Source organism: Streptococcus sanguinis SK1 = NCTC 7863 (assembly GCF_000194945.1).
Taxonomy (GTDB): Bacteria; Bacillota; Bacilli; order Lactobacillales; family Streptococcaceae; genus Streptococcus; species Streptococcus sanguinis.
The window spans coordinates 1207554-1227159 of the sequence record NZ_GL878507.1; the positions used below are offsets into that span (position 1 = coordinate 1207554).

20 protein-coding genes and 1 pseudogene are annotated in these 19606 nt (G+C 44.6%); 2 read left to right on the top strand and 19 right to left on the bottom strand.

The annotated features are described in order from the left end of the window. Nucleotides 1-65 precede the first annotated feature (65 nt). The 10 genes from HMPREF9378_RS05195 to HMPREF9378_RS0110930 form a co-directional block, all read right to left on the bottom strand. Nucleotides 66-1160, bottom strand: coding sequence for a nucleotidyltransferase (locus HMPREF9378_RS05195; RefSeq protein WP_002901016.1), 1095 nt, complete (start codon nucleotides 1158-1160; stop codon nucleotides 66-68). Nucleotide 1161: 1 nt separating this feature from the next. Then, complete coding sequence (locus tag HMPREF9378_RS05190; RefSeq protein ID WP_002901018.1) at nucleotides 1162-1896, bottom strand: class I SAM-dependent DNA methyltransferase; 735 nt, start codon at nucleotides 1894-1896, stop codon at nucleotides 1162-1164. A 74-nt stretch (nucleotides 1897-1970) separates the two neighbouring features. Beyond that, nucleotides 1971-2336 carry a ribosome silencing factor gene (gene rsfS, locus HMPREF9378_RS05185; RefSeq protein ID WP_002901020.1) on the bottom strand — a complete coding sequence of 122 codons (366 nt, stop codon included), beginning with the start codon at nucleotides 2334-2336 and terminating at the stop codon, nucleotides 1971-1973. Nucleotides 2337-2345: 9 nt separating this feature from the next. Then, nucleotides 2346-2849, bottom strand: coding sequence for a cysteine hydrolase family protein (locus HMPREF9378_RS05180; protein ID WP_002901022.1), 504 nt, complete (start codon nucleotides 2847-2849; stop codon nucleotides 2346-2348). Further along, nucleotides 2846-3445 (bottom strand): bis(5'-nucleosyl)-tetraphosphatase (symmetrical) YqeK, encoded by a 600-nt coding sequence (gene yqeK / locus HMPREF9378_RS05175; protein ID WP_002911898.1) that lies wholly within the window; start codon nucleotides 3443-3445, stop codon nucleotides 2846-2848. The genes HMPREF9378_RS05180 and yqeK overlap by 4 nt, the downstream gene beginning before the upstream one ends. Next, entirely contained in the window at nucleotides 3442-4074 is a 633-nt protein-coding gene (locus HMPREF9378_RS05170) for a nicotinate-nucleotide adenylyltransferase (RefSeq protein ID WP_002901026.1), read from the bottom strand. The genes yqeK and HMPREF9378_RS05170 overlap by 4 nt, the downstream gene beginning before the upstream one ends. A 28-nt stretch (nucleotides 4075-4102) precedes the next feature. Next, nucleotides 4103-4414 carry a ribosome assembly RNA-binding protein YhbY gene (gene yhbY, locus HMPREF9378_RS05165; RefSeq protein WP_002896287.1) on the bottom strand — a complete coding sequence of 104 codons (312 nt, stop codon included), beginning with the start codon at nucleotides 4412-4414 and terminating at the stop codon, nucleotides 4103-4105. A 106-nt stretch (nucleotides 4415-4520) separates the two neighbouring features. Further along, on the bottom strand, nucleotides 4521-5627 hold the full coding sequence (yqeH, locus tag HMPREF9378_RS05160; RefSeq protein WP_002901028.1) for a ribosome biogenesis GTPase YqeH: 1107 nt from the start codon (nucleotides 5625-5627) through the stop codon (nucleotides 4521-4523). A 2-nt stretch (nucleotides 5628-5629) separates the two neighbouring features. Further along, the gene (locus tag HMPREF9378_RS05155; RefSeq protein WP_032908894.1) at nucleotides 5630-6157 is read right to left on the bottom strand and encodes a YqeG family HAD IIIA-type phosphatase; all 528 of its coding nucleotides are present in this window, start codon (nucleotides 6155-6157) and stop codon (nucleotides 5630-5632) included. 204 nt (nucleotides 6158-6361) lie between these two features. Further along, nucleotides 6362-7015, bottom strand: a complete 654-nt coding sequence (locus tag HMPREF9378_RS0110930; RefSeq protein ID WP_002901032.1) for a hypothetical protein — start codon at nucleotides 7013-7015, stop codon at nucleotides 6362-6364. A 180-nt stretch (nucleotides 7016-7195) separates the two neighbouring features. Here HMPREF9378_RS0110930 and HMPREF9378_RS05150 point away from each other — a divergent pair, with 180 nt between their 5' ends. Both HMPREF9378_RS05150 and HMPREF9378_RS11775 read left to right on the top strand, forming a co-directional pair. Next, on the top strand, nucleotides 7196-7822 hold the full coding sequence (locus tag HMPREF9378_RS05150; RefSeq protein WP_002901034.1) for a TVP38/TMEM64 family protein: 627 nt from the start codon (nucleotides 7196-7198) through the stop codon (nucleotides 7820-7822). 68 nt (nucleotides 7823-7890) lie between these two features. Then, nucleotides 7891-7995, top strand: a pseudogene (locus tag HMPREF9378_RS11775) (helix-turn-helix domain-containing protein); the annotation flags it as partial. Between the two features lie 104 nt (nucleotides 7996-8099). Here the strand turns inward: HMPREF9378_RS11775 and HMPREF9378_RS05145 are convergent. The 9 genes from HMPREF9378_RS05145 to HMPREF9378_RS05105 all read right to left on the bottom strand — a co-directional run bounded on the left by HMPREF9378_RS05145 (nucleotide 8100) and on the right by HMPREF9378_RS05105 (nucleotide 19343). Beyond that, entirely contained in the window at nucleotides 8100-9146 is a 1047-nt protein-coding gene (locus HMPREF9378_RS05145) for a 2,3-butanediol dehydrogenase (RefSeq protein WP_023915824.1), read from the bottom strand. Between the two features lie 227 nt (nucleotides 9147-9373). Further along, a complete protein-coding gene (locus HMPREF9378_RS05140) occupies nucleotides 9374-9667 on the bottom strand; it encodes a hypothetical protein (RefSeq protein ID WP_002901038.1) in 294 nt (97 codons plus the stop codon). A gap of 90 nt (nucleotides 9668-9757) precedes the next feature. Next, the gene (gene gatB / locus HMPREF9378_RS05135) at nucleotides 9758-11191 is read right to left on the bottom strand and encodes an Asp-tRNA(Asn)/Glu-tRNA(Gln) amidotransferase subunit GatB (protein ID WP_002901040.1); all 1434 of its coding nucleotides are present in this window, start codon (nucleotides 11189-11191) and stop codon (nucleotides 9758-9760) included. Next, entirely contained in the window at nucleotides 11191-12657 is a 1467-nt protein-coding gene (gatA, locus tag HMPREF9378_RS05130) for an Asp-tRNA(Asn)/Glu-tRNA(Gln) amidotransferase subunit GatA (protein WP_002901041.1), read from the bottom strand. The genes gatB and gatA overlap by 1 nt, the downstream gene beginning before the upstream one ends. Next, a complete protein-coding gene (gatC, locus tag HMPREF9378_RS05125) occupies nucleotides 12657-12959 on the bottom strand; it encodes an Asp-tRNA(Asn)/Glu-tRNA(Gln) amidotransferase subunit GatC (RefSeq protein WP_002896305.1) in 303 nt (100 codons plus the stop codon). The genes gatA and gatC overlap by 1 nt, the downstream gene beginning before the upstream one ends. 203 nt (nucleotides 12960-13162) lie before the next feature. Next, the gene (aspS, locus tag HMPREF9378_RS05120; RefSeq protein WP_002913840.1) at nucleotides 13163-14899 is read right to left on the bottom strand and encodes an aspartate--tRNA ligase; all 1737 of its coding nucleotides are present in this window, start codon (nucleotides 14897-14899) and stop codon (nucleotides 13163-13165) included. A 311-nt stretch (nucleotides 14900-15210) separates the two neighbouring features. Further along, nucleotides 15211-15768, bottom strand: coding sequence for a cysteine hydrolase family protein (locus HMPREF9378_RS05115; RefSeq protein ID WP_002913844.1), 558 nt, complete (start codon nucleotides 15766-15768; stop codon nucleotides 15211-15213). Continuing rightward, nucleotides 15768-16556, bottom strand: a complete 789-nt coding sequence (gene codY / locus HMPREF9378_RS05110; protein WP_002896308.1) for a GTP-sensing pleiotropic transcriptional regulator CodY — start codon at nucleotides 16554-16556, stop codon at nucleotides 15768-15770. Before codY ends, HMPREF9378_RS05115 begins: the two co-directional genes overlap by 1 nt. Before the next feature lie 201 nt (nucleotides 16557-16757). Then, on the bottom strand, nucleotides 16758-19343 hold the full coding sequence (locus HMPREF9378_RS05105; RefSeq protein ID WP_080557347.1) for an SEC10/PgrA surface exclusion domain-containing protein: 2586 nt from the start codon (nucleotides 19341-19343) through the stop codon (nucleotides 16758-16760). Nucleotides 19344-19606: the final 263 nt, after the last annotated feature.

Here is a 19606-nt window from a genome sequence, read left to right on the forward strand (position 1 = left end):
ATTTGTTTATTATACCATTTTTTATTTACAGTCGCAAACAAAGCAAAAAGGCTGAACATTCAGCCTTACTTGTCTCTCATAATCGGAACCCGTCCAAAATTCTGTTCCCTAAGTGCAGAGTTGCCTAGTTGATAGACCTTATCAGCCTGCTGGGTTAGACCATCCCATGGCTCCTTGCCGATACGACTGACCAATTCAACATTTCCCTTAAACTTGGATAAATGCTGGCGCCCCTGCTCGGAAAAGCCTAAAATATGGATTCCTGATGGAACTTCTTCTCGTCTAGCTCCGACCAGAATATAGGTCAGTAGACGCCGAACCCGAGCCTTGGTATAGCGCTTGGTCGCCACCTGCTCAACCAACTCTTCTATAGTCTCACTGTTTTTCAAGGCCTCTCTAATCCTAACGGCCAACTCCTGGTTGACCTGATAAAAGTCCGTTAAATCCGGACAGGTCACTATCTGGTATCGAAGATAAGGAAAGAGGTCCGACCAGGTTACCTTGGGTGCCATTTCAAGCAATTGATGGGCTGGAGTGAATTTTTTGATAAAGTCTGGCTGATCCAACTTCTGACGAAGGGCAGTTGCGGAAGCAAATTCCTGATCAGCTGATAAGGAATGATAACCAGCGCCCTGACGTTGAATCGGGCACAGCTTTATAACCTTTCCCGCCACAGCCTTGGCATAGGCCAAGCCCAAGATATGGTTAGGCGTAGAGCCTGAGAAATTGAGCCCTGCAAACTCCTGCCACATGGCCTGAGTCTTCTGGGGATAGGATAGGGAATCAGGCAGGCTAGACAGGTAAGCTTCCATCTGCTCTGCCTTTTCGCCATAGACCCTCGAAATACTCTCATAGTCCAACACTTCCTCAGTTCCAAAAGTCAGCTGTTCGATACCTAGCCTCTCTAAGATGTCTACTGCTCCCTTAGCGAAAAAGTCCGCCGCCTGGACACTGACCAAGAAAGGCAGCTCAAGGACCAGATCCGCTCCCGCTTCCAAAGCCATCTGTGCCCGAGTCCACTTGTCTACGATAGACGGCTCGCCTCGCTGAACAAAATTGCCACTCATAGCGATAATTTTCAGACCAGCAGCCTGCTCCAGCAGATATTTGTGCCCATTATGAAAAGGATTAAACTCTGCGATAATACCGGTAACTGTCATCTCATTTCTCCGCCACAAAGAACCAGCGAGCGCTCTTGTCAGTCGGCTCCTTGTCCTCAAAGTCCGCATAAACCTTGACATTCTTAAAGCCAGCCTGCTCCAGCAAGATATCATAGGTCAAAATCTCATAGGTCCGCTCCTCATGCACCTCATCATGGCGCGTGAAACGCCCATCTTCGTCTTGGACAAAGAAGGTCAGCTCGTGCACGATGGAATGAGGCGGTTCGTCCGCATAGGAATCCCATACCATGGCAAAGGTTTCAGCATTTTCGTGATAGGAATAGCTAGGAAAAACCTCATCAATCTGGTAAATTGAGTGCACATCAAAGATAAAACGACCGCCCTCATTTAGATGCTGGTAAACTTGAGTGAAGACCTGACCGACATCCACTTCGTCCTCCATATAGCAAATCGAGTCTGAATAGCAAGTCACCAAATCAAACTGACCGATGCCACTCAAATCCAGCATATTGCCCTGGATAAAGGGAATGTCCAAACCGGCCTCTCTGCTGCGCTTCTCTGCCAAATCCAGCATTTCCTGACTCAAATCCAACCCCGTTACCTCAAGACCCGCTTGCTTAAAACAAATGGACTGGATGCCCGTACCGCAGGCCAGCTCCAGCAGCTTTTTCTTATCCTTGGGAAAATGACGCAGGCTGAAATCTGTCCACTTCTCATACAAAGAATCATCCATAATCGCATCGTAAACCGACGCGAAGGTTTCATAAGTTGCCATACTTTTCCTTTCAAAAATAGCCCAGCCAGCAGGCTGACTGAGCTAAATTCTGCTTTCTGCCCAAGGGCAAAAAATCACTTGTTTTTTTCTTCCAATAAGGCTGCAACATCCACACCAGTTGCTTCGTGCCACAACTTTTCAAGATTGTAATGCGCCCGCATCTCCTCAGAAAAGACATGGACAACCACACCGCCCAAGTCTAAGAGCACCCAGCCGCCAGCTGCGTCTCCCTCAACATGACCAGCAGAAACACCCGCCGCCGCAGCTTTCTCACGGATATTTTCAGCGACTGCATCCAGCTGACGACTGTTCATCGAGCTGACGATGACAAAGTAATCTGTCACAGTAGTCAGACCTTGCAAATCCAAAGCTACAATATCTTCTGCACGCTTTTCATCGGCCGCCTTCACGACCAGTTCTAATAATTCTTGTTCTTTCATAGTTCCTCTTTAATTAAAAATGTTTTTGTAGTCTAGAACATCCGCAAAACGTCCGTCCCAAATTTTTTGGTAAAAAGTATTTATTTTTTCTGCCGAAGCGTCTTCTCCATCAAAAGTTGTAAAAGCACCTTCTGGAATGACAAGTTTATAATCAAATTCAAATCCAACTTTAACTGATGCATCTACACAATATTCCGTCTGCATTCCACATAAAACTAGACGACCAATATCTTCTTTATCCAAGTAATCCTTCAAATCTGTCTCTTTAAATATACTATTATACTTCTTCTGAAAGACTTTTTCGTCTGATTTTCGATTCAAGAGAGGAGACAACTGCCAATCTTCCAATGCATTGTATTCTGGATTTTCCACATGCTGAATATAGATAATTTCGGCACCTTTACTCCTAGCCTGATGCTGCAGAAAGGAAATTTTATCCATCATTTTATCAGACTGAAAACCTGTCTCCACTAAGATATTTTGTACATCAATAATGATTAGAGCTGTTTTCATTCTTCTATTTCCTTCAAATACCCTACAAAGGCATTGTAAGTCTCCAAGGTCTGCGGATAGATGGGCATCCCCTTATGGGCTAGATGCTCCACCGTCCTTGCTGTTTCGTAGGCCACAGCTTGATTGAGTGACCGCTGAACCAGCTCTCTTGCCTTGTCCACTCCCGGAAATTCCCGGTTGTGCTCAATGTAGTCGGCGACATAGACCACTTTGTCCAGCTCAGACATGGTGCCACTACCCACTGTATGAATCTCGATGGCTCGCAGTATCTCAGAATCTTCCACTCCTAGATCTTCCTGAATCTTGTAAATGCCCACCATCCCATGCCAGACATTATTGCCCCAGTTTTTCAGGTCAGGATCAAGCTTGTATTTGTCAATCAAAGATAGGAAATCCTCATCCGAGACCTTTTTGGCATAATCGTGTAGAAGTCCTGCCAGACCTGCTTTTTCGACATCAAGACCGAAGCGCTCCGCTAATTCACGGGCAGCCTTTTCCACACCTAGACAATGCCGCAGGCGCTTCTCGGGTATGACTGTTTCCATCTTAGCTAGCAAGGCCTCACGACTCATACTGATATAACTTTCATAGGTCATAGGTAAAGCCCTTCTTTCTCGATGTAGTCTAAGACTGGCTGAGGCAGCAGGAAATTAGGAGTCCGTCCCTGGGCCAGGAAATCCCGCACCATGCTGGAGGAAATATCCATAAGTGGGACATCCACCCAGATGACGGGGTAAGAAGTCCCCGCCTTGTAGCGCGGCCGCTGAACACCAACAAACTGAACCAGCTCAACCAGCTCATCAATCCGGTACCACTTGGGCAGGTAGTCAACCATATCCGCACCGATGATAAAGTAATAGTCCGTATCTGGATGTTGTTCTGTCAGGAGCTTCATAGTGTCGTAGGTATAGGAAATTCCCTTGCGCTCCAGCTCAATAGTTTCAATTCCTAGGCCTTCAATCCCCTCAATAGCCAGCTCCAGCATTTTCAGCCGGTGTTTTTCATCGATAGTTTCTTTCTTGTCCACATGGGGTGGCTCGTACTCTGGCATGAGCAGGACCTGATCTAAGCCCAACTGTTGCCGGACCTGATCCGCCACAACCAAATGTGCATTATGAACAGGGTTGAAATTTCCGCCTAAAATACCAATCTGCTTGCGTTTTTTATCTTTAACTTCTGGTTCTAATTCCACCTTGGTAAAGGGGGTAAGTAATTCAATAGCCATAGGATGACATCTCCACAGAAATTTGTTCTTAAATTTGCTTGACTTTGACAGAGAGTTTGCGATTTTCCTTTTTGCTGGACTGCTTGTAGAGGATTAAGATCCGGCCAATCTTCTGCACCGTATCCACTCCGATTTCCTCTTCCAGAATCTCAGCGACCTCATGGATATTCTCATCCGTATTTTGCAAGAGCGTGACCTTAATCAGCTCTCGTGCATCCAGTGCCTGACGGACGCTGGTTTTGATTTGGTCATTGAGTCCATTTTTCCCAATCTGAATGATAGGTTTGAGACTATGTGCCTGACTGTTGAGAAAGGCCCGTTGTTTTGATGTTAGTGTCATGTTCTTCTATAAGGCTTGAGACAGTTGGGACCTGCTTGTCTCCCCACTGCTCATGGCCTTTCCCTTTCTTATTAAAGGAGGTTTATTCCCCTTTGTTTCTTGAGTATTATATAATAGCTTTCCGAGTGACAACCGCCACACCCTCTGGCGCCCAACCAGCTACTCGGGCAGGACCACTGACGCGAATCCAGCCCAAACCTGAGAAGACGATATCTGTCTTGTCCTTGATGGTAAATTCATGCTTGACCAAGGCTGGAAATTCTTCCTTTTCCTTGCCAACTGGCGGCACCAAGAGACTGCCGACATGCTTGTCATAAAAATCACTAGCACCTTCTAACTTGGTCCGGTGGAGCTTGAGCTCATTGTCAAAATATGCTGTGAAGCCCTGCTTGTCGCCTGCCACAAAATCGAAACGGCCTAGGCCACCCAAAAAGAGGGTTTGATTTGGATTAAGCTGGTAGGTTTTGGGCTTGATTTCCTTTTTGGGACTGATGTATTTGAGATTCTTAGCAGTAAGATAGTGAGCCATCTGATGACGATGGATAATGCCCGGCGTATCATAGATATGACTGCCATCCGCCAAAGGAATCTCGATTTTATCCAGAGTTGTTCCCGGGAAGCGCGAAGTCGTAATAATATCCTTGTCGCCCGTGATTTCCTGAATAATGGCGTTAATCAAAGTGGACTTGCCCACATTGGTCACGCCGACTACATAAACATCACGTCCCTTGCGGCAATATTCAATCTTGTCAATCAAGTCCTTGATAGCCTGCTTGTTCTGAGCAGAAGTCAATACCACATCGACTGGACGCAGGCCTTCTTCGTGAGCCCGCTCCGTCAGCCACTGGGTCACCTTGCTATCCTTGACCGACTTAGGCAGAATGTCCTTTTTATTCCCAACCAAGAGAACATCGTTTCCAGCAACAAAGCGAGGCAGGCCAGGGATAACCGATCCATTAAAGTCAAAAATATCGACAACATTGACGACCAAAGCGTCGCTATCTCCAACCTCATGGAGAAGCCGCAGAAAGTCATCATCCGTCAGCTGGACATCGCTGATTTCATTATAATGGCGCAGGCGGAAACAACGCTGACAATAGAGTTCACCTGTCTCCAAGCCTTTTTCTAGAGCTGACTGGGGCGTGTAGCCTAGCTTGCCCTTATCTTCTGTCTGAATAGTAGCTCCGCAGCCGATACAGAGAAGTTCTTCCATGCTTAAATTCCTTTTTTATATTGAATTGGACCGTATTTTTCAGTGATTTTCTTGAGCACACGGCGTTCACGCGCCCGATTGATCTGGGTCTTGATAGAGTCGTGCTCGACCAGTGGCTTGACCAAAATCGAACGAATCCCAGCCCGATGTGCTGCCCGAATATCCGTCATGAGCTGGTCGCCCACCATGACTACTTCATTTTTTTCAAAATGAAAAAGCTTGAGCGCCCGGTCAATTCCCCAAGTGAAGGGTTTCATCGCCCAGTAGACATAGTCAATTTCAAACTTTTCAACAGCCCGCTTGACCCGTTTTTGGTTATTATTGGACACCACGATTATCCGAATGCCCGCGTCCCGCAAATCATGGAGCCACTTCTTCATCTCTGGAGTCCCGTCAGGATTATTCCAAGCAATCAGGGTATTATCCAAATCCACCAAAACCGCTTTGATCCCCTGTCTTTTCAAATTCTCTACTGTTAAATCGTAAACTGCCTCGACCGCAAAGTCCGGCATATAATCTTCAATCGCCACATCTCTCTCCAAAAAATCGTATTCTCATTATTATAGCATAAAATGGGCTTTTTGGCACTCATGTTCCTATTTCTTCTAGAGCGAATAGGTGATGTTTACTTTTCTATTTTTCAAGCAAATAAAAACAGCTCCCCAAGCGGGAAGCTTCATTTTAAAATGGGCAAAATTCATGCTCATAAGACCACTATCTATTTTTTTCGCTCTCTAACTTTTTTTCATAAAATTTTTGAAGTTTAGAAATAATACCGGTAGCACCCTCTGCTTCATCTTTTTTATGTGAAGAACCTTAGAAAATTTCTGAAGATCCTTTTCTTCATCAACAGGGGCAATGCGAATGTCAACAGATTGCCATTCACCATCTTTCTCTTCGTAGCCTACTAAAGCAACTAGAAAATCTGTTCCTATTTTATACTCACCGGTTAATAACATTGCTATATCATTAAAAAGACCGTCGTAGTAGGTAGGATTCGACACTGCAAACAATATAATATCTTCTCTCTTGAGCTCTCCATCGACACTAGCTAGGGGAATCTCATCTACATGCTCAAGCATCGGAAGAACGGTTTCATGTCTTAATGAAGCAATGCTTAAAGAATTGTTATATGGAGAAGATGGATTCATAATTTTGCTATAGCTATTCACATACTCTGCGACTCCTCCCAAAAGGAACAAGAAGAAATAACTAACTACAAATAGTAAAGTACGTGTTTTTCCGAAAAATAAGAAACAAATTAAGGAACAAATAATTAAAAATAATACAAAGAGAATAATTGTATGAGGGTGGGAAAATACTCTTATGAGATTATCATATGCAATTTCCCACAATTTTTGATGATATAAATTTAGATATTCTTCCACTATAGGCTCTCCTCTTACGCATTTTTCTTTGATTTTGATCGATTATTTGAAAACTTATGATTTACTAATTACATCATTATATCATCTTTTAAGCTTTTTGGCACTTACAGCCTCAAGGGTTACAAAAAGGAAAAAATATGATATTATAGTAGTGATAATATAAATGTTCTGGAGGTTTGTATGGCAGAAAAAAACAGACAGATGCAGGCTGTTTCTCCCCTTTTGCAAAAGATTATCAACTGGTCGTCCGCCATTGGAGCTTTAGGAACGGTGGCTTTTTGCATCTGGGCCTATTTCGCTGGCATCCTCCAGTCCAAGGAAACTCTCTCAGCCTTTATCCAGCAGGCAGGCATCTGGGGACCACCCCTCTTTATCTTTCTGCAGATTCTGCAGACGGTCGTGCCCATTATCCCTGGCGCCCTGACCTCTGTCGCTGGCGTTTTCATCTACGGCCATATCGTCGGCACCATTTATAACTATATCGGCATTGTCATTGGTTGCGCCATTATATTTCACCTGGCGCGCACCTACGGTCCGGCTTTTGTCCAGTCTGTCGTCAGCAAGCGCACCTATGATAAATATATCGGCTGGCTGGATAAGGGCAATCGCTTTGAGCGCTTCTTTATTTTCATGATGATTTGGCCCATCAGTCCAGCCGACTTTCTCTGTATGCTGGCCGCCCTGACCAAGATGACTTTCAAAAAGTACATGCTGATTATCCTTCTCTGCAAGCCCATCACCCTCGTCATCTATACCTACGGACTGACTTATATCATTGATTTTTTCTGGAAAATGGTCTCCAAATAAAAAGAAGTTGAATTGCACCACACCCCAAAAGTTAGACAGAAAAAATCTAACTTTTGGGGGTTTTTTAAATGAAACTAACTTATGAGGATAAAGTTCGAATCTATGAACTAAGAAAACAAGGAATCAGCTTAAAGCGACTTTCAGAAAAATATGGAATGAACCTTTCAAAACTTTTGACATCCCAACCTCTTTCTAAAACTTTACTTATTACAGCACAAACCATAAAGAAAAATCAGCCAGTTTTGACTGATTTTCGTCTCATGATTAAGCAAAGATTTTATTCTGGCGATACCAAAATCTTGATCTGCGCCTTGTCCTGAGTCAGCTCGATAAAGCCTTCTTGCACAATATCCTCTAGCTTAATCTTCTTGGTCACAAGCTTGTCAGCAGAGAAATAGCCCTGCTCCATCAGCTCCAGCACCTTAGGGAAAATATGCCGGTAAGCGATAATGCCCTTAAGCGATTTCTCTTGAATGGCAAATTCATTTGGATTAATGTTAGCTTCTCGTTCCCAGATAGAAACTACCATACATTCTCCAGCCTTGTGGACAGCAGCCAAAGCATGTCCCAGCACAACCGGCACCCCAGTCACTTCATAAGACACATCTGCCCCGCCACCAGTTAAACGCTGAATAGCAGCTACCACGTCTTCGCCTTCTTCTGGTCGCACAATGATGGCCCCAAGCTCCTCAGCCTTGGCTTGGCGCTCTGGAGATAACTCAACACCATAAATCTTAGAGGCACCGGCTGCCCGCAAAGCCTCAACTATCAAGAGCCCGATTGGCCCCAAACCGAAGACCACCGCAGTATCGCCCGTCTTAAGAGCTGACTGACGGACCGCGTAAACAGCCACAGCAGCTGGTTCTGTCAAGGCCGCCTGCTCATAGCTAAGACTGTCTGGAACTTTGTGAACAATGTCTCCGTCCAAAACACAGTATTTGGCAAAACCACCGTCTGCCGCCAAACCGACAAAGTTTAGATTGGGGTCCAGATTATAATCACCGACAAGATTATGCTTAGCCAAAATGGGCTCAACTGTCACCCGATCGCCAACCTTGACTCGTGTCACAGCACTGCCGACCTCAACAATTTCCCCAGCAAACTCATGTCCTAAAGTTACAGGCGCTTTCTGGCCAGAGTAGACATGCTCTGTTTCTGTCGGAATAAAAATCGGTCCGTCCAGATATTCATGCAAGTCAGTTCCACATATTCCTGTGAACTTGACCGCAATCTTGACTTGATGCGGTTTGACTTCTGGTACATCCACTTCTTCAATACGAACATCTTTAGCGCCATACCAACGCGCAGCATTCATTTTTGCCATAAACATACCTCACTTTATAATTTATTAGTTTCATTGTAAACCCTTTCAGAAATCTTGTCAAAAGATTAACAGAATCTCAGAAAAAAATTTTAATTTTAAAAATTTGATGCTTCTAATTATATCACTTTGTTTGTTATAGCATAGAAGAAAAAAATCAGTCACTTCTGACCGATTTTTTCTATGATTTAGAAACTGTTAAATTCCGCTCCTGCTGCAATTTTGGAATATTAACCCTCTATTTCAAGAAGTAAATAAGGTAAGCCTAAGATAGTCCCAAGAATTCCTAGCATAGCACGAATTCCAGAAGCTTTTACAAGTACTTTTTGGCCATTTTTTACTTGAATTTTATGAGACTTCATAAAACTTTGTCCAACCTGTAGCTCAATACTATCTCCCTCACATGACAGAGTTTTGCTTTCATTATTTGAAAGTTTATGTACAAGTTCACCATTAAGATATACCGCTACTTTTTGAGCAACGCCAACCATACCCGTATCACGCGTAATTGTAATTTCCGACATAACTAACTCCTTTGTTTTTATCTATCTTATTATATCAAATATCTAAATAAAATACAAAAACCAGCCTCACGACTGGTTTTCTACTTATTTCTATAATTTCTCCAACTCTTCATTAAGCAGTTTTTGCGCTACTTGTGGGTTGGCTTGCCCCTTAGTAGCCTTCATCAATTGACCGATCAGGGATTTAGCCGCATTCTTATTGCCGCCCTTATAGTCATTAATAGCTTTTTCATTGTTGGCAAATACTTCTTGGATGATTGGCAGAAGCTGGGCAGGGTCTGAGATTTGAATCAGGCCTGCTTTCTGTACATATTCCTTGGCAGAGCCACCATTTTTAGCCAGATGGACAAAGACCTTCTTAGCAATCTTAGAAGAAATCGTTCCGTCTGCAATCAGAGCAATCATTTCAGTCAGGTTCTCAGGTGTCAGCTCAATCTCAGAGATGGTCTTGCCTTCGGCATTGAGGTATTGAGCCACTTCCCCTTGGAGCCAGTTAGAGACAGCCTTGGCGTCACCGCCTGCTGCAAGAGCTGCTTCAAAGAAGTCTGACACAGCCTTCGTCGCTGTCAGCTGCTTGGCATCGTAGTCAGACAGACCGTAGTCGCCCACATACTTAGCCCGGCGCTCTTTTGGAAAGGCAGGCAGACTACTGCGTACTTGCTCAATCCAAGCATCCTCAATCTCAAAGATTGGCAGATCAGGCTCTGGGAAGTAACGGTAGTCCGCTGAACCTTCCTTCACCCGCATGAGCAAGGTTTCGCCAGTCGCTTCGTCATAACGACGGGTTTCCTGACGGATTTGACCACCGCTACGTAGAATTTCAGCCTGGCGTTTTTCCTCAAATGCTAGACCCTTGCGGACAAAGTTGAAGGAGTTGAGGTTTTTCAGCTCAGTCTTGGTACCAAACTCTTCCTGACCGTAAGGACGGATGGAAATATTGGCATCGACCCGCATGGAGCCCTCTTCCATCTTGACATCAGAAATGCCCGTGTACTGGATGATTTCCTTGAGGGCAGTCAGGTAGGCATAGGCCTCTTCTGGACTACGCATATCCGCTTCAGACACAATCTCAATCAGAGGCACCCCTTGACGGTTGAGGTCCACATAAGAGTAGCCATCGCTGCCGTGGGTATTCTTTCCAGCATCTTCTTCCAAGTGGGCTCGCTCGATACGGATTTTCTTGGTCGTGCCATCTTCTAGCTCAATCTCAATCCAGCCATTATAGCCAATCGGCTCATCAAACTGAGAAATTTGATAGGCTTTTGGATTGTCCGGATAGAAGTAATTCTTGCGGTCAAAGTGCATCTTCTGGTGAATATCCATGTTCAAAGCCAGAGCAGCCTTGATACCATAGTCGATAACACCTTTATTCATAACAGGCAGAACACCTGGGAAGGACCAGTCAATGATATTGGTGTTGGCATTGGGATCTTCACCGAAGTGAGCTGGAGCCGGTGAGAAAATTTTTGAATTGGTCTTCAATTCAACATGGACTTCCAGTCCGATAACTGTTTCAAAGTTCATTATTTTTCACCTCCAAAGATAACTGGCTGCTGTTTGTGGTAGTCAGTCGTTGCTTCAAATGCTGCGGCTGTCTGATAGATGGTCGCTTCATCGAAGTGGTTCCCAATCAGCTGCAGGCCAACAGGAAGACCATCTACAAAGCCAGCTGGGATTGAAATACCTGGCAGGCCAGCCAGATTGACTGGAATAGTCAACAGGTCAGCCAGATACATGGCCACTGGATCTTGGTTTTGACTGCCCAAGTCATAAGCTACAGTTGGTGCAGTTGGACCTAAGATCAAGTCGTATTTTTCAAAAACCTTAGCAAAATCTTGCATAATCAAGGTCCGAACCTGACCAGCTTTCTTGAAGTAAGCATCATAGTAACCAGATGACAAACTGAAAGTTCCCAGCATAATCCGACGTTTCACCTCTTCACCAAAACCTTCGCTGCGAGATTTGACATAGACATCTTCTAGATTTTCAATGCCTTCTGCGCGGTAGCCATAGCGAATACCGTCAAAACGCTGCAGGTTAGAGCTAGCTTCAGAAGAAGCAATGATATAGTAGACAGCCACGCCGTACTTACTATGAGGCAGGCTGACTTCTTCAACGATAGCTCCTAGGCTTTCCAAGTGCTTCGCCGCTGCCAGAATCGTTTCCTTGACCTTGCTGTCAATTCCCTCACCCATGTATTCCTTAGGCAGGGCAATCTTCATCCCCTTGATGTCTTGGCCAATCTTGCTGGTAAAGTCTGGCACTTCCTCTTGTGATGATGTAGAATCCTTAGGATCATTACCAGAAATAACATTCAGAAGCTGGGCATTTTCCTTCACTGTCTGAGAGAAAGGCCCAATCTGGTCTAAAGAAGAACCAAAAGCAATGAGACCAAAACGGGAAACCCGGCCGTAGGTTGGCTTGAGGCCGACTACGCCGTTAAAGGAAGCGGGCTGGCGAATAGAACCACCCGTATCTGAACCCAGTGATAGACGAACCTGACCAGAAGCAACAGCTGTCGCTGAACCACCAGATGAGCCACCAGGAACCTTGCTGCTGTCCCAAGCATTCTTAGTCGTCTTAAAGTAAGAATTTTCACTGGATCCACCCATGGCGAACTCGTCCATGTTGGTCTTCCCGACGATAATCATGTCCTTACCGTAAAGCTTCTCCACGCTGGTCGCATCGAAAATCGGTTTGTAATTGTAGAGTATCTTGGAGGCAGCCGTCGTCAAGATTCCCTTGGTTGAGATATTGTCCTTGACCGCAAGCGGAATCCCGCTCATAAGATTGTCAGCATCAATGCCCTTAGCATCCAGAACCGCAGCCTGAGCCAAAGCCTCCTCTTCGCTGACAGTAATGAAGCTGTCCACAGCTGCTTCACGTTCTTTGATGTCTGCCAAAGTTGCCTGAGTTAACTCTACCGCAGAAATTTCTTTCTTGACCAGCAAGTCATGCAGTTCTTCAATGGTCTTGTGATTAAAAGTCATTAGGCATCTCCTCCGTCATCTAGGATGGCAGGCACTTTGATGTAGCCCCGCTCTTTTTCAGGTACATTTTGGAAAAGCTCTTCCCGGTTCCAACCTGGCTGAGCCACATCTTCTCGCATATAGTTGATATTAGCAGCTACATTAGAAGTGAAAGGCACACCCTCCGTGTCCACTTCATTGAGCAATTCGACCATGTCGACAATCTTGGTTAAGGTCGTCGCAAACTCAGCAGTTTCTTCTGGTGAAAAAGCCAGTTTTGACAGCTTAGCAACGTGACTTACTTCTTCTTGAGTAATCTTCATCTCTGATTCCTTTCATAAGATATGTGAGCTTTAGCGACTAAAAATAACAATTTCTAGATGATATCTTTATTTCCAAGCTTCAGCTCACCTTTACTTTGACAAGCCAGGGACGCTGATTTATTTACCATCCGCTAGCTCTTTTCTTCAGCTTCTTCCTGCCATTCTTCAGGAATTCGCATCATTTCATTTTACCATATTTCAGGCTAATTCTTCAATTCCAAATGCAGTTCTTTGAGCTGTCTTTGGTCTACCAAACTCGGACTTTCCATCATAGGGTCAAAGCCAGTACCATTTTTCGGAAAGGCGATGACTTGCCGGATATTTTCTTCCCCAGCCAAAATCATAACCAAGCGATCTAAGCCCAGAGCCAAGCCGCCGTGTGGTGGGAAGCCGTATTCTAAGGCTTCCAGGAAGAAACCAAAGTCCCGTTCATAGTCTTCTTGGCTCATGCCTAAAAGCTCAAACATAGCTTCCTGAGCCTTCCGGTCATGAATCCGCAGACTCCCACCGCCAATCTCATAGCCGTTTAAGACGATGTCGTAAGCCTGGCTGCGGAATTGAGCTGGATCTTGGCCTTCTTCAAAGATTCCCTGGGTGAAAGGATGGTGCATGGCTTGATAGCGATTTTGGTCTTCATTCCACTCCAGCAGCGGCCAATCCACAACCCAGAGGAAATGAAGCAAACTCGGATTAATCAAATTCAAAGCTTTTGCGACTTCTATCCGCAGATGTCCCAAAGCTTCCTGAGCCCGACGCTGCTTAGCCATAACTAGCAGAATCAAATCTCCATCCTTGGCCTCAAAACGTTCCAGCAACTCCTGACTTTCAGCTTCAAAGGTACTAGCCAAATCACCAACTAACTGGCCATTTCCAACCTTTAGACTGGCGAAACGACTGCAGCCAAGTTCCTTCATTTCCTGGTAAAAATGACTGAGCTGTTTCTTGCTAAAAGCGCTAGCCGCATCGGGCACACAGATTCCCATCACTTCCTCTTGGTTGTCCAAAGCTTTCTTGATGAGAAGCGAATCATTGGACTGGCACAAATCTGTCAAACTCTTCAGCTCTAATCCAAAGCGTGTATCTGGCTTATCAGAGCCAAAACGGCTCATAGCCTCTTCATAGCTGATAGTTGGAAAAGCTTCTGTCAACTCTAAACCATGAGTTTTCTTAACAACAGCCTTGAGCATGGCTTCAACCAAAGCTCGGATTTCTTCCTCGCTGGCAAAACTCAGCTCTAAGTCCACCTGGGTAAACTCTGGCTGGCGATCGCCCCGCAGATCTTCGTCACGGAAGCAACGAACAATCTGATAATAGCGCTCGAGACCAGCTCCCATCAGTAACTGCTTGAGCATCTGCGGGCTCTGAGGCAGCGCATAGAATTGATTTTTAAAGACCCGACTAGGCACCAAGAAATCTCTAGCTCCTTCAGGAGTTGACTTAGTCAGATAAGGCGTCTCGACTTCCAAAAAGTCCAAACCATTCAAATATTCCCGAATGGTTGATGTGACCTGATGACGAAGTTTAAGGTTATGTGTCATCTTCTCACGGCGCAAGTCCAGATAGCGGTATTTCTGACGCAGGTCTTCCCCAGTATGAGCATGCTGGTCCAGCTCAAAAGGCAATGCCTTGCTGCTAGCAATAACCTCAATCTTCTCTGCCCTCAGCTCAACCTGACCAGACTTGATGGACTTATTGACAAAGCGTTCTTCCCGCTGAACGACTTGCCCCGTCACAGCAATGACATCCTCTTTGCCAATGTCTTCCAGCTTAGCAAAATCTTCAATCTCACCGCCAACGAAGACCTGAAGCAATCCCTCGCGGTCCCGCAATTCAATAAAGGCCAGCTTACCGTGATTGCGGATATTGGCCACCCAGCCAGTTGCGGTCATGGTCTGTCCGACCTGCTCTAAACCATAGTTTCCGATAAAAATTTCTTTCATGTTCTTTCCCTCTCAAATCAATTCGTAGCTCCACCCTGCTGTTCAGGATATTTGAAGCATTCTTCTACCATCTTCACTGGACCTACTGCAAAATAAAAAGCTTTCGTCTCTAAAACAGACGAAAGCCGTGGTACCACTGTTATTCACCGCCCTAAAAGGCAGCCTCTGAGCTCGTAACGTGAGCGACGTTTGTGCTTAATCACACAAAAGATTACGAAACATGTTTTTCGGTTTTTGCTTTCTTGGTGCTGCTCTCAGCTATCAGCACTCTCTGTGCAAGTCAGCAAGCCTACTCTGCTTCTCTTTTACTCTTAAATTGTATCTATTATAGTCGAACCCAGAACATTTTGCAAGTGGTTTAAGGCAAATTTGTGATTTTCCTCTGACAGAGAAGCCACAGCCGGTTCTACCACCTGAATCTGATAACCAAGATTATAGGCATCAATCGCTGTATGCAGGACGCAAATATCCGTCAAGACTCCAGTCAAAATGACCGTATCTACCTTTCTTTCCCGCAATCGAATATCTAAATCCGTACCGGAAAAGGCAGAATAATGGCGCTTATCCATCCAAAAGACTCGAGAGTCTGCTTGATGCTTCTCATAAAAATCAGCCAAAGGGCCATAAAGATTGCGACCGCTAGTTCCTTTGATATTATGAGGCGGAAACAGCTTGCTTTCTGGGTGAAAGGCATCATTATCATCATGGGCATCAATAGCAAAGAAGATATAATCACCTCGGTCAAAAACTGCCTTAGTTACTTGAGCAATGGCTTCAGAAATTGCCTGTGCTGGCGCTCCTGCTGTCAACTTGCCCTCATCTGCGACAAAATCAACTGTATAATCAATGGAAATCAGTGCTTTAGCCATTAGTAGTCCCTCTTTTTAATTTCATCAAAGACATCTGGAATCAGAACTTTCAGATAAGTTCCCTTCATTCCCAGTGAGCGGCTTTCAATAATCCCAGCACTTTCCAGCTTGCGCAAGGCATTAACAATCACTGAGCGGGTAATCCCGATACGGTCAGCAATGACAGATGCTGTCAGCTGGCCTTCATTGCCATTAAGCTCGCCCAAAATTGCTGAAACAGCTCTCAGTTCTGAGTAAGACAGAGTATTGACTGCCATGGTCACTGCCGTCCGGCGGCGGATATTTTTCTCATCCTCTTCCCTCTGGAAGTTAAGCAGCTGGATACCAACCACTGTGCTGGCAATCTCAACCAAAATCAGATCATCGTCCGCAAATTCCTTGTCATTACGCCAGATAATCAATGAGCCCAAACGAATCCCTGAAACATGAATGGGAGCAATGGTAGTCAGGCCATCTGGAAAATCATCCTTGGTCTCCACTGGGAAAATTGTCAAATCATGCGTAACCGGCAGATTAGCTTCCGTTTCATAAACCAGATTGGCTTCTTGGACATACTCCTCTGGGAAATTCTTATCTTGGAAAAAAGCTTCTACGCGGTCATTATTGGTCTTATAGCGCATGAAATAGCCTAGAAGACGTCCCTTGCTATTGATAATACAGGCATTGCAGTGGATAATATCAGCCAACTGACGCGTAATAGCATTATAGGGCAAATCTTCCTGCATCTGCTCCTCCGAGCGCTTCAGAATAGACGTAATTTTTCGTGTTTTTTCTAGTAAATCGGCCATATTTTTACCTCATATTTATTAGCTTCATTGTAACATAAAAGCCGTGAAATTTCAATAATTATCTGAAAATTTTTTATTGAAAAACAATTACATACAATTCTATAAAATAAAGAATTTTTCAAGTATATAACTTGATATATCAAGTTATATTAAACAAAAAACAGTCAAGAATTTGACTGTTTTTGATTGCTTTTGTTCTTTCTAATCAAGAGAACGTTTCTTGTAGAACAATTTCATAGCCATGAGCAGAAGCATTTGGCCTGCAAGAATGAGCCAAGAAGAGTTTTCCCCTGTCTTAGGCAAGGCATGACCTGAAGCAGCTACCTGCTTATGATTTCCAGGGCTAGCACTTCCAGCATTTCCAGTAGTTCCAAGAGCTGTATGCTGAGGATCTCCTACTTGTCCAGTAAGCGGAGAGCGAGCGAAGCGCTCCTCTGAGTGAGCCAAAACAGACTGATAATAACGAATATCTTCTTCCTTATTTTGCTCAGCATATGTTTGAGCTAGCAAGTCGTATGTCGCCTTAGCTTGTGCTTGAACCGCAGTTAAAACTGCTACTTTTGCTTCTTGATCTGTTTGAGCTGTAAGAGCTGCTTGGTAAGCAGCCTGAGCTGCGGCTAGTTTAGTTTTAGCCTGTTCCAAGTTTTCTTCTGCATTTTCAAGATTTGACAATGACTCTTTAGCCATTTGCAAAGCTGCTTCAGCATCTGTAACAGCTTTTTCAAGAGTAGTCTTTCTTTCTTTTGCTGCATTCAAAGCTGCGTCTAGCTGAGCCAACTTATCTGATTCAGTTTTTAGAGCTTCTTGAGCTGCGGCAACTGTCGCTTGAACAGCAGTCAGAGCTGCTTGGGCCTGAGTTAATTTCTCTGCTTTGGTCTTGTCATCCAAGTTTGAGTTTTGCAGGGCTGCTTGTGCTGCTGCTAAAGCCGCTTGATCAGCTGCCAACTTCTCTTGAGCTGCAGCAAGAGCTGCTTGGGCCTGAGCAGTTGCTGACTCACCTGCTTGAGCTTGTGCCTGAGCCAGTTGCTGATTGGCTTGCTCTAAGGCTGCAGCCTTCCGATTGTAAGTGGTTTGAGCAACTCCCTTAGACGCCAGAGCCAGTTGATTAGCCTTGAAGGCAGAGTCATAGGCAGTTTGAGCCTTAGCTACTTCCTGCGGATCTACTTTTGCTGTTGCAGCTTTGCCTGTAATCGGGCTGGCATTGAAGTTCTTTTTGCTGGCATATTTGACCTGATCTTCTGACACCATGGTGAAATGAGCCATAGTGATGTCGCTTTCCATTGAGAAATCAACACCCAGATAGTTTTTCTGGCGACCAGTATTGAGACCAGAGATAGAGGTAGCATGTAGCCATTCATAGCCATTAAACATGAATTCAACAACGGAATCATAGATTCGTCTCTTCATTTCAGCCACACTCATTTGGCCAGCTTTTTCTCTCCAAATATAAGCGTTTTCATAATACTGGAGACCTTTGCTCTCTTGCTCAGCACTTGTGGTCATTAAACCATATTCACGCGCTACGCGGTTAATTGCTTTAGCATCGTGATGGTATTTCTCCATCAAATCCCAGTTCCAGTTGTCTTTGCGATATTCTGTTGCCACCTTATCAGCGAAATCAATTGAAGATGGTGTTACAACTACTTCGCCTGTTCCCATCTGAGCACGCAGCTGGTTGATGAGTTCTGAAGCAAACTGTGAAAGTTCCTGACGAACATTCTGTGGAATATTGTTGGTATCAATCAAAGCTTTGCTATCTGTAGGATCTGCTACGTAACGATTGAGAGCCTTAGCATTGGCATTAAGTGCAGCCAGTCTATTTTGAATCTCATTAGTTTTTTGCTCTGATAAATTTGGTACGATTAGCTCTCTCAAGGCTGCAATGTATTCCGGAGTCATAGACACACGGTTTTTATTGCTAGAAGCTTCAGTAGTAATTTTTCCAGCTTGAGCCTTTTGCAAAGCCTGTTGAGCTTGGTTCAAGTCTGACTGTGTCTTCTCAGCCGCAGCAGTTTTTTCCTGCAAATTCTTCTGAGAAGCATCACGAGCCGTCTTAGCTTGAGTCTGGTTGGTCTGAGCTTTTGCAACCTCAGCCTGCTTCTGACTGTCAGTCTGACGAGCTGTAGCTACTTTTGCTTGAGCTGTTTCAACAGCAGACTGGTCAGCTGCCACCTTGTCTTGGGCTGCTTTCACATTTTTTTCTGCTTTAGCTGTAGCGTCCCCACTTAGGTTGGCCTGAGCTTCCTTCACGTCATTTTGAGCTTTAGCAAGACGTCCTTCTTGAGTTTTCGCTTGCTCTTGAGCGTCTTTAGTCTTGGCTGCCTGGGCATCGCGCTCAGCTTCAGCCGTCTTAGTTGCTTGGTCAGCTTTAGCCAATTCTGACTTGTTGCTGTCCACTTGAGCTTTTTGATTGCTCTCTTCTTGCTTAGCTGTTTCAATAGCTTCCGGACCAGCTTTATCAGCTGCCTCCTGTGCCCGGTTAGCTTCAGCTTGTGCTTGCTCGACCTGACTTTGAGCGGCAGCAGTATTTGCTTGAGCTTGAGCCAAATCAGCTTTCCCTTGTGCAACATTGCTGTCGGCTTCTTGTACAAGAGCCTGTGCAGCGTCTACCTGTTCTTTCGAAACAGATTCATCCTTCTGTGTGTTTTCTGCCTGTGGTTGGCTTTGACTAACGGGCGCATCAGAATAAGACTGATTATCAACTAATTGATCAGCCTGAACTCCTTCTGCGAGCACCAAAGACAATGCCGCTGCACTGACAGAAAAAGCACTAAGTGTCTTTTTCATTGTCAATATAATCTCCTCCACTTTTTCATCATTGTTAAAAACATTGACAAACACATTCTACCATGTTTATCTTCTGGAAGGAAGACGCTAACACATTTTTTTAAGCATTTTTGGACAGATACATAAAAAATGTTGGACAAATTCCTAAAAAATGTCGGTAAAAACGCCTATAATTTTTACCAACCGACCTCAAATTCGTTTTCCAGAGCATCTTGATTTTTTTATTTTTCAATTTAAAGACAGCCATAAGACTAAAAAATATG

Coding starts and splice junctions, on each gene's coding strand:
- HMPREF9378_RS05190 (WP_002901018.1), bottom strand. CDS start 1,896: ATGGCAACTTATGAAACCTTCGCGTCGGTTTACGATGCGATTATGGAT.
- gatC (WP_002896305.1), bottom strand. CDS start 12,959: ATGAAGATTACTCAAGAAGAAGTAAGTCACGTTGCTAAGCTGTCAAAA.
- HMPREF9378_RS05115 (WP_002913844.1), bottom strand. CDS start 15,768: ATGGCTAAAGCACTGATTTCCATTGATTATACAGTTGATTTTGTCGCA.
- HMPREF9378_RS05145 (WP_023915824.1), bottom strand. CDS start 9,146: ATGGCAAAAATGAATGCTGCGCGTTGGTATGGCGCTAAAGATGTTCGT.
- HMPREF9378_RS05140 (WP_002901038.1), bottom strand. CDS start 9,667: ATGTCGGAAATTACAATTACGCGTGATACGGGTATGGTTGGCGTTGCT.
- HMPREF9378_RS05150 (WP_002901034.1), top strand. CDS start 7,196: ATGGCAGAAAAAAACAGACAGATGCAGGCTGTTTCTCCCCTTTTGCAA.
- aspS (WP_002913840.1), bottom strand. CDS start 14,899: ATGAAAGAAATTTTTATCGGAAACTATGGTTTAGAGCAGGTCGGACAG.
- HMPREF9378_RS05180 (WP_002901022.1), bottom strand. CDS start 2,849: ATGAAAACAGCTCTAATCATTATTGATGTACAAAATATCTTAGTGGAG.
- codY (WP_002896308.1), bottom strand. CDS start 16,556: ATGGCCGATTTACTAGAAAAAACACGAAAAATTACGTCTATTCTGAAG.
- HMPREF9378_RS05170 (WP_002901026.1), bottom strand. CDS start 4,074: ATGGCTATTGAATTACTTACCCCCTTTACCAAGGTGGAATTAGAACCA.
- gatA (WP_002901041.1), bottom strand. CDS start 12,657: ATGACTTTTAATCACAAGACCATTGAAGAACTGCATGACTTGCTGGTC.
- yhbY (WP_002896287.1), bottom strand. CDS start 4,414: ATGACACTAACATCAAAACAACGGGCCTTTCTCAACAGTCAGGCACAT.
- HMPREF9378_RS05195 (WP_002901016.1), bottom strand. CDS start 1,160: ATGACAGTTACCGGTATTATCGCAGAGTTTAATCCTTTTCATAATGGG.
- rsfS (WP_002901020.1), bottom strand. CDS start 2,336: ATGAAAGAACAAGAATTATTAGAACTGGTCGTGAAGGCGGCCGATGAA.
- HMPREF9378_RS05105 (WP_080557347.1), bottom strand. CDS start 19,343: ATGAAAAAGACACTTAGTGCTTTTTCTGTCAGTGCAGCGGCATTGTCT.
- yqeH (WP_002901028.1), bottom strand. CDS start 5,627: ATGGAAGAACTTCTCTGTATCGGCTGCGGAGCTACTATTCAGACAGAA.
- yqeK (WP_002911898.1), bottom strand. CDS start 3,445: ATGACCTATGAAAGTTATATCAGTATGAGTCGTGAGGCCTTGCTAGCT.
- gatB (WP_002901040.1), bottom strand. CDS start 11,191: ATGAACTTTGAAACAGTTATCGGACTGGAAGTCCATGTTGAATTGAAG.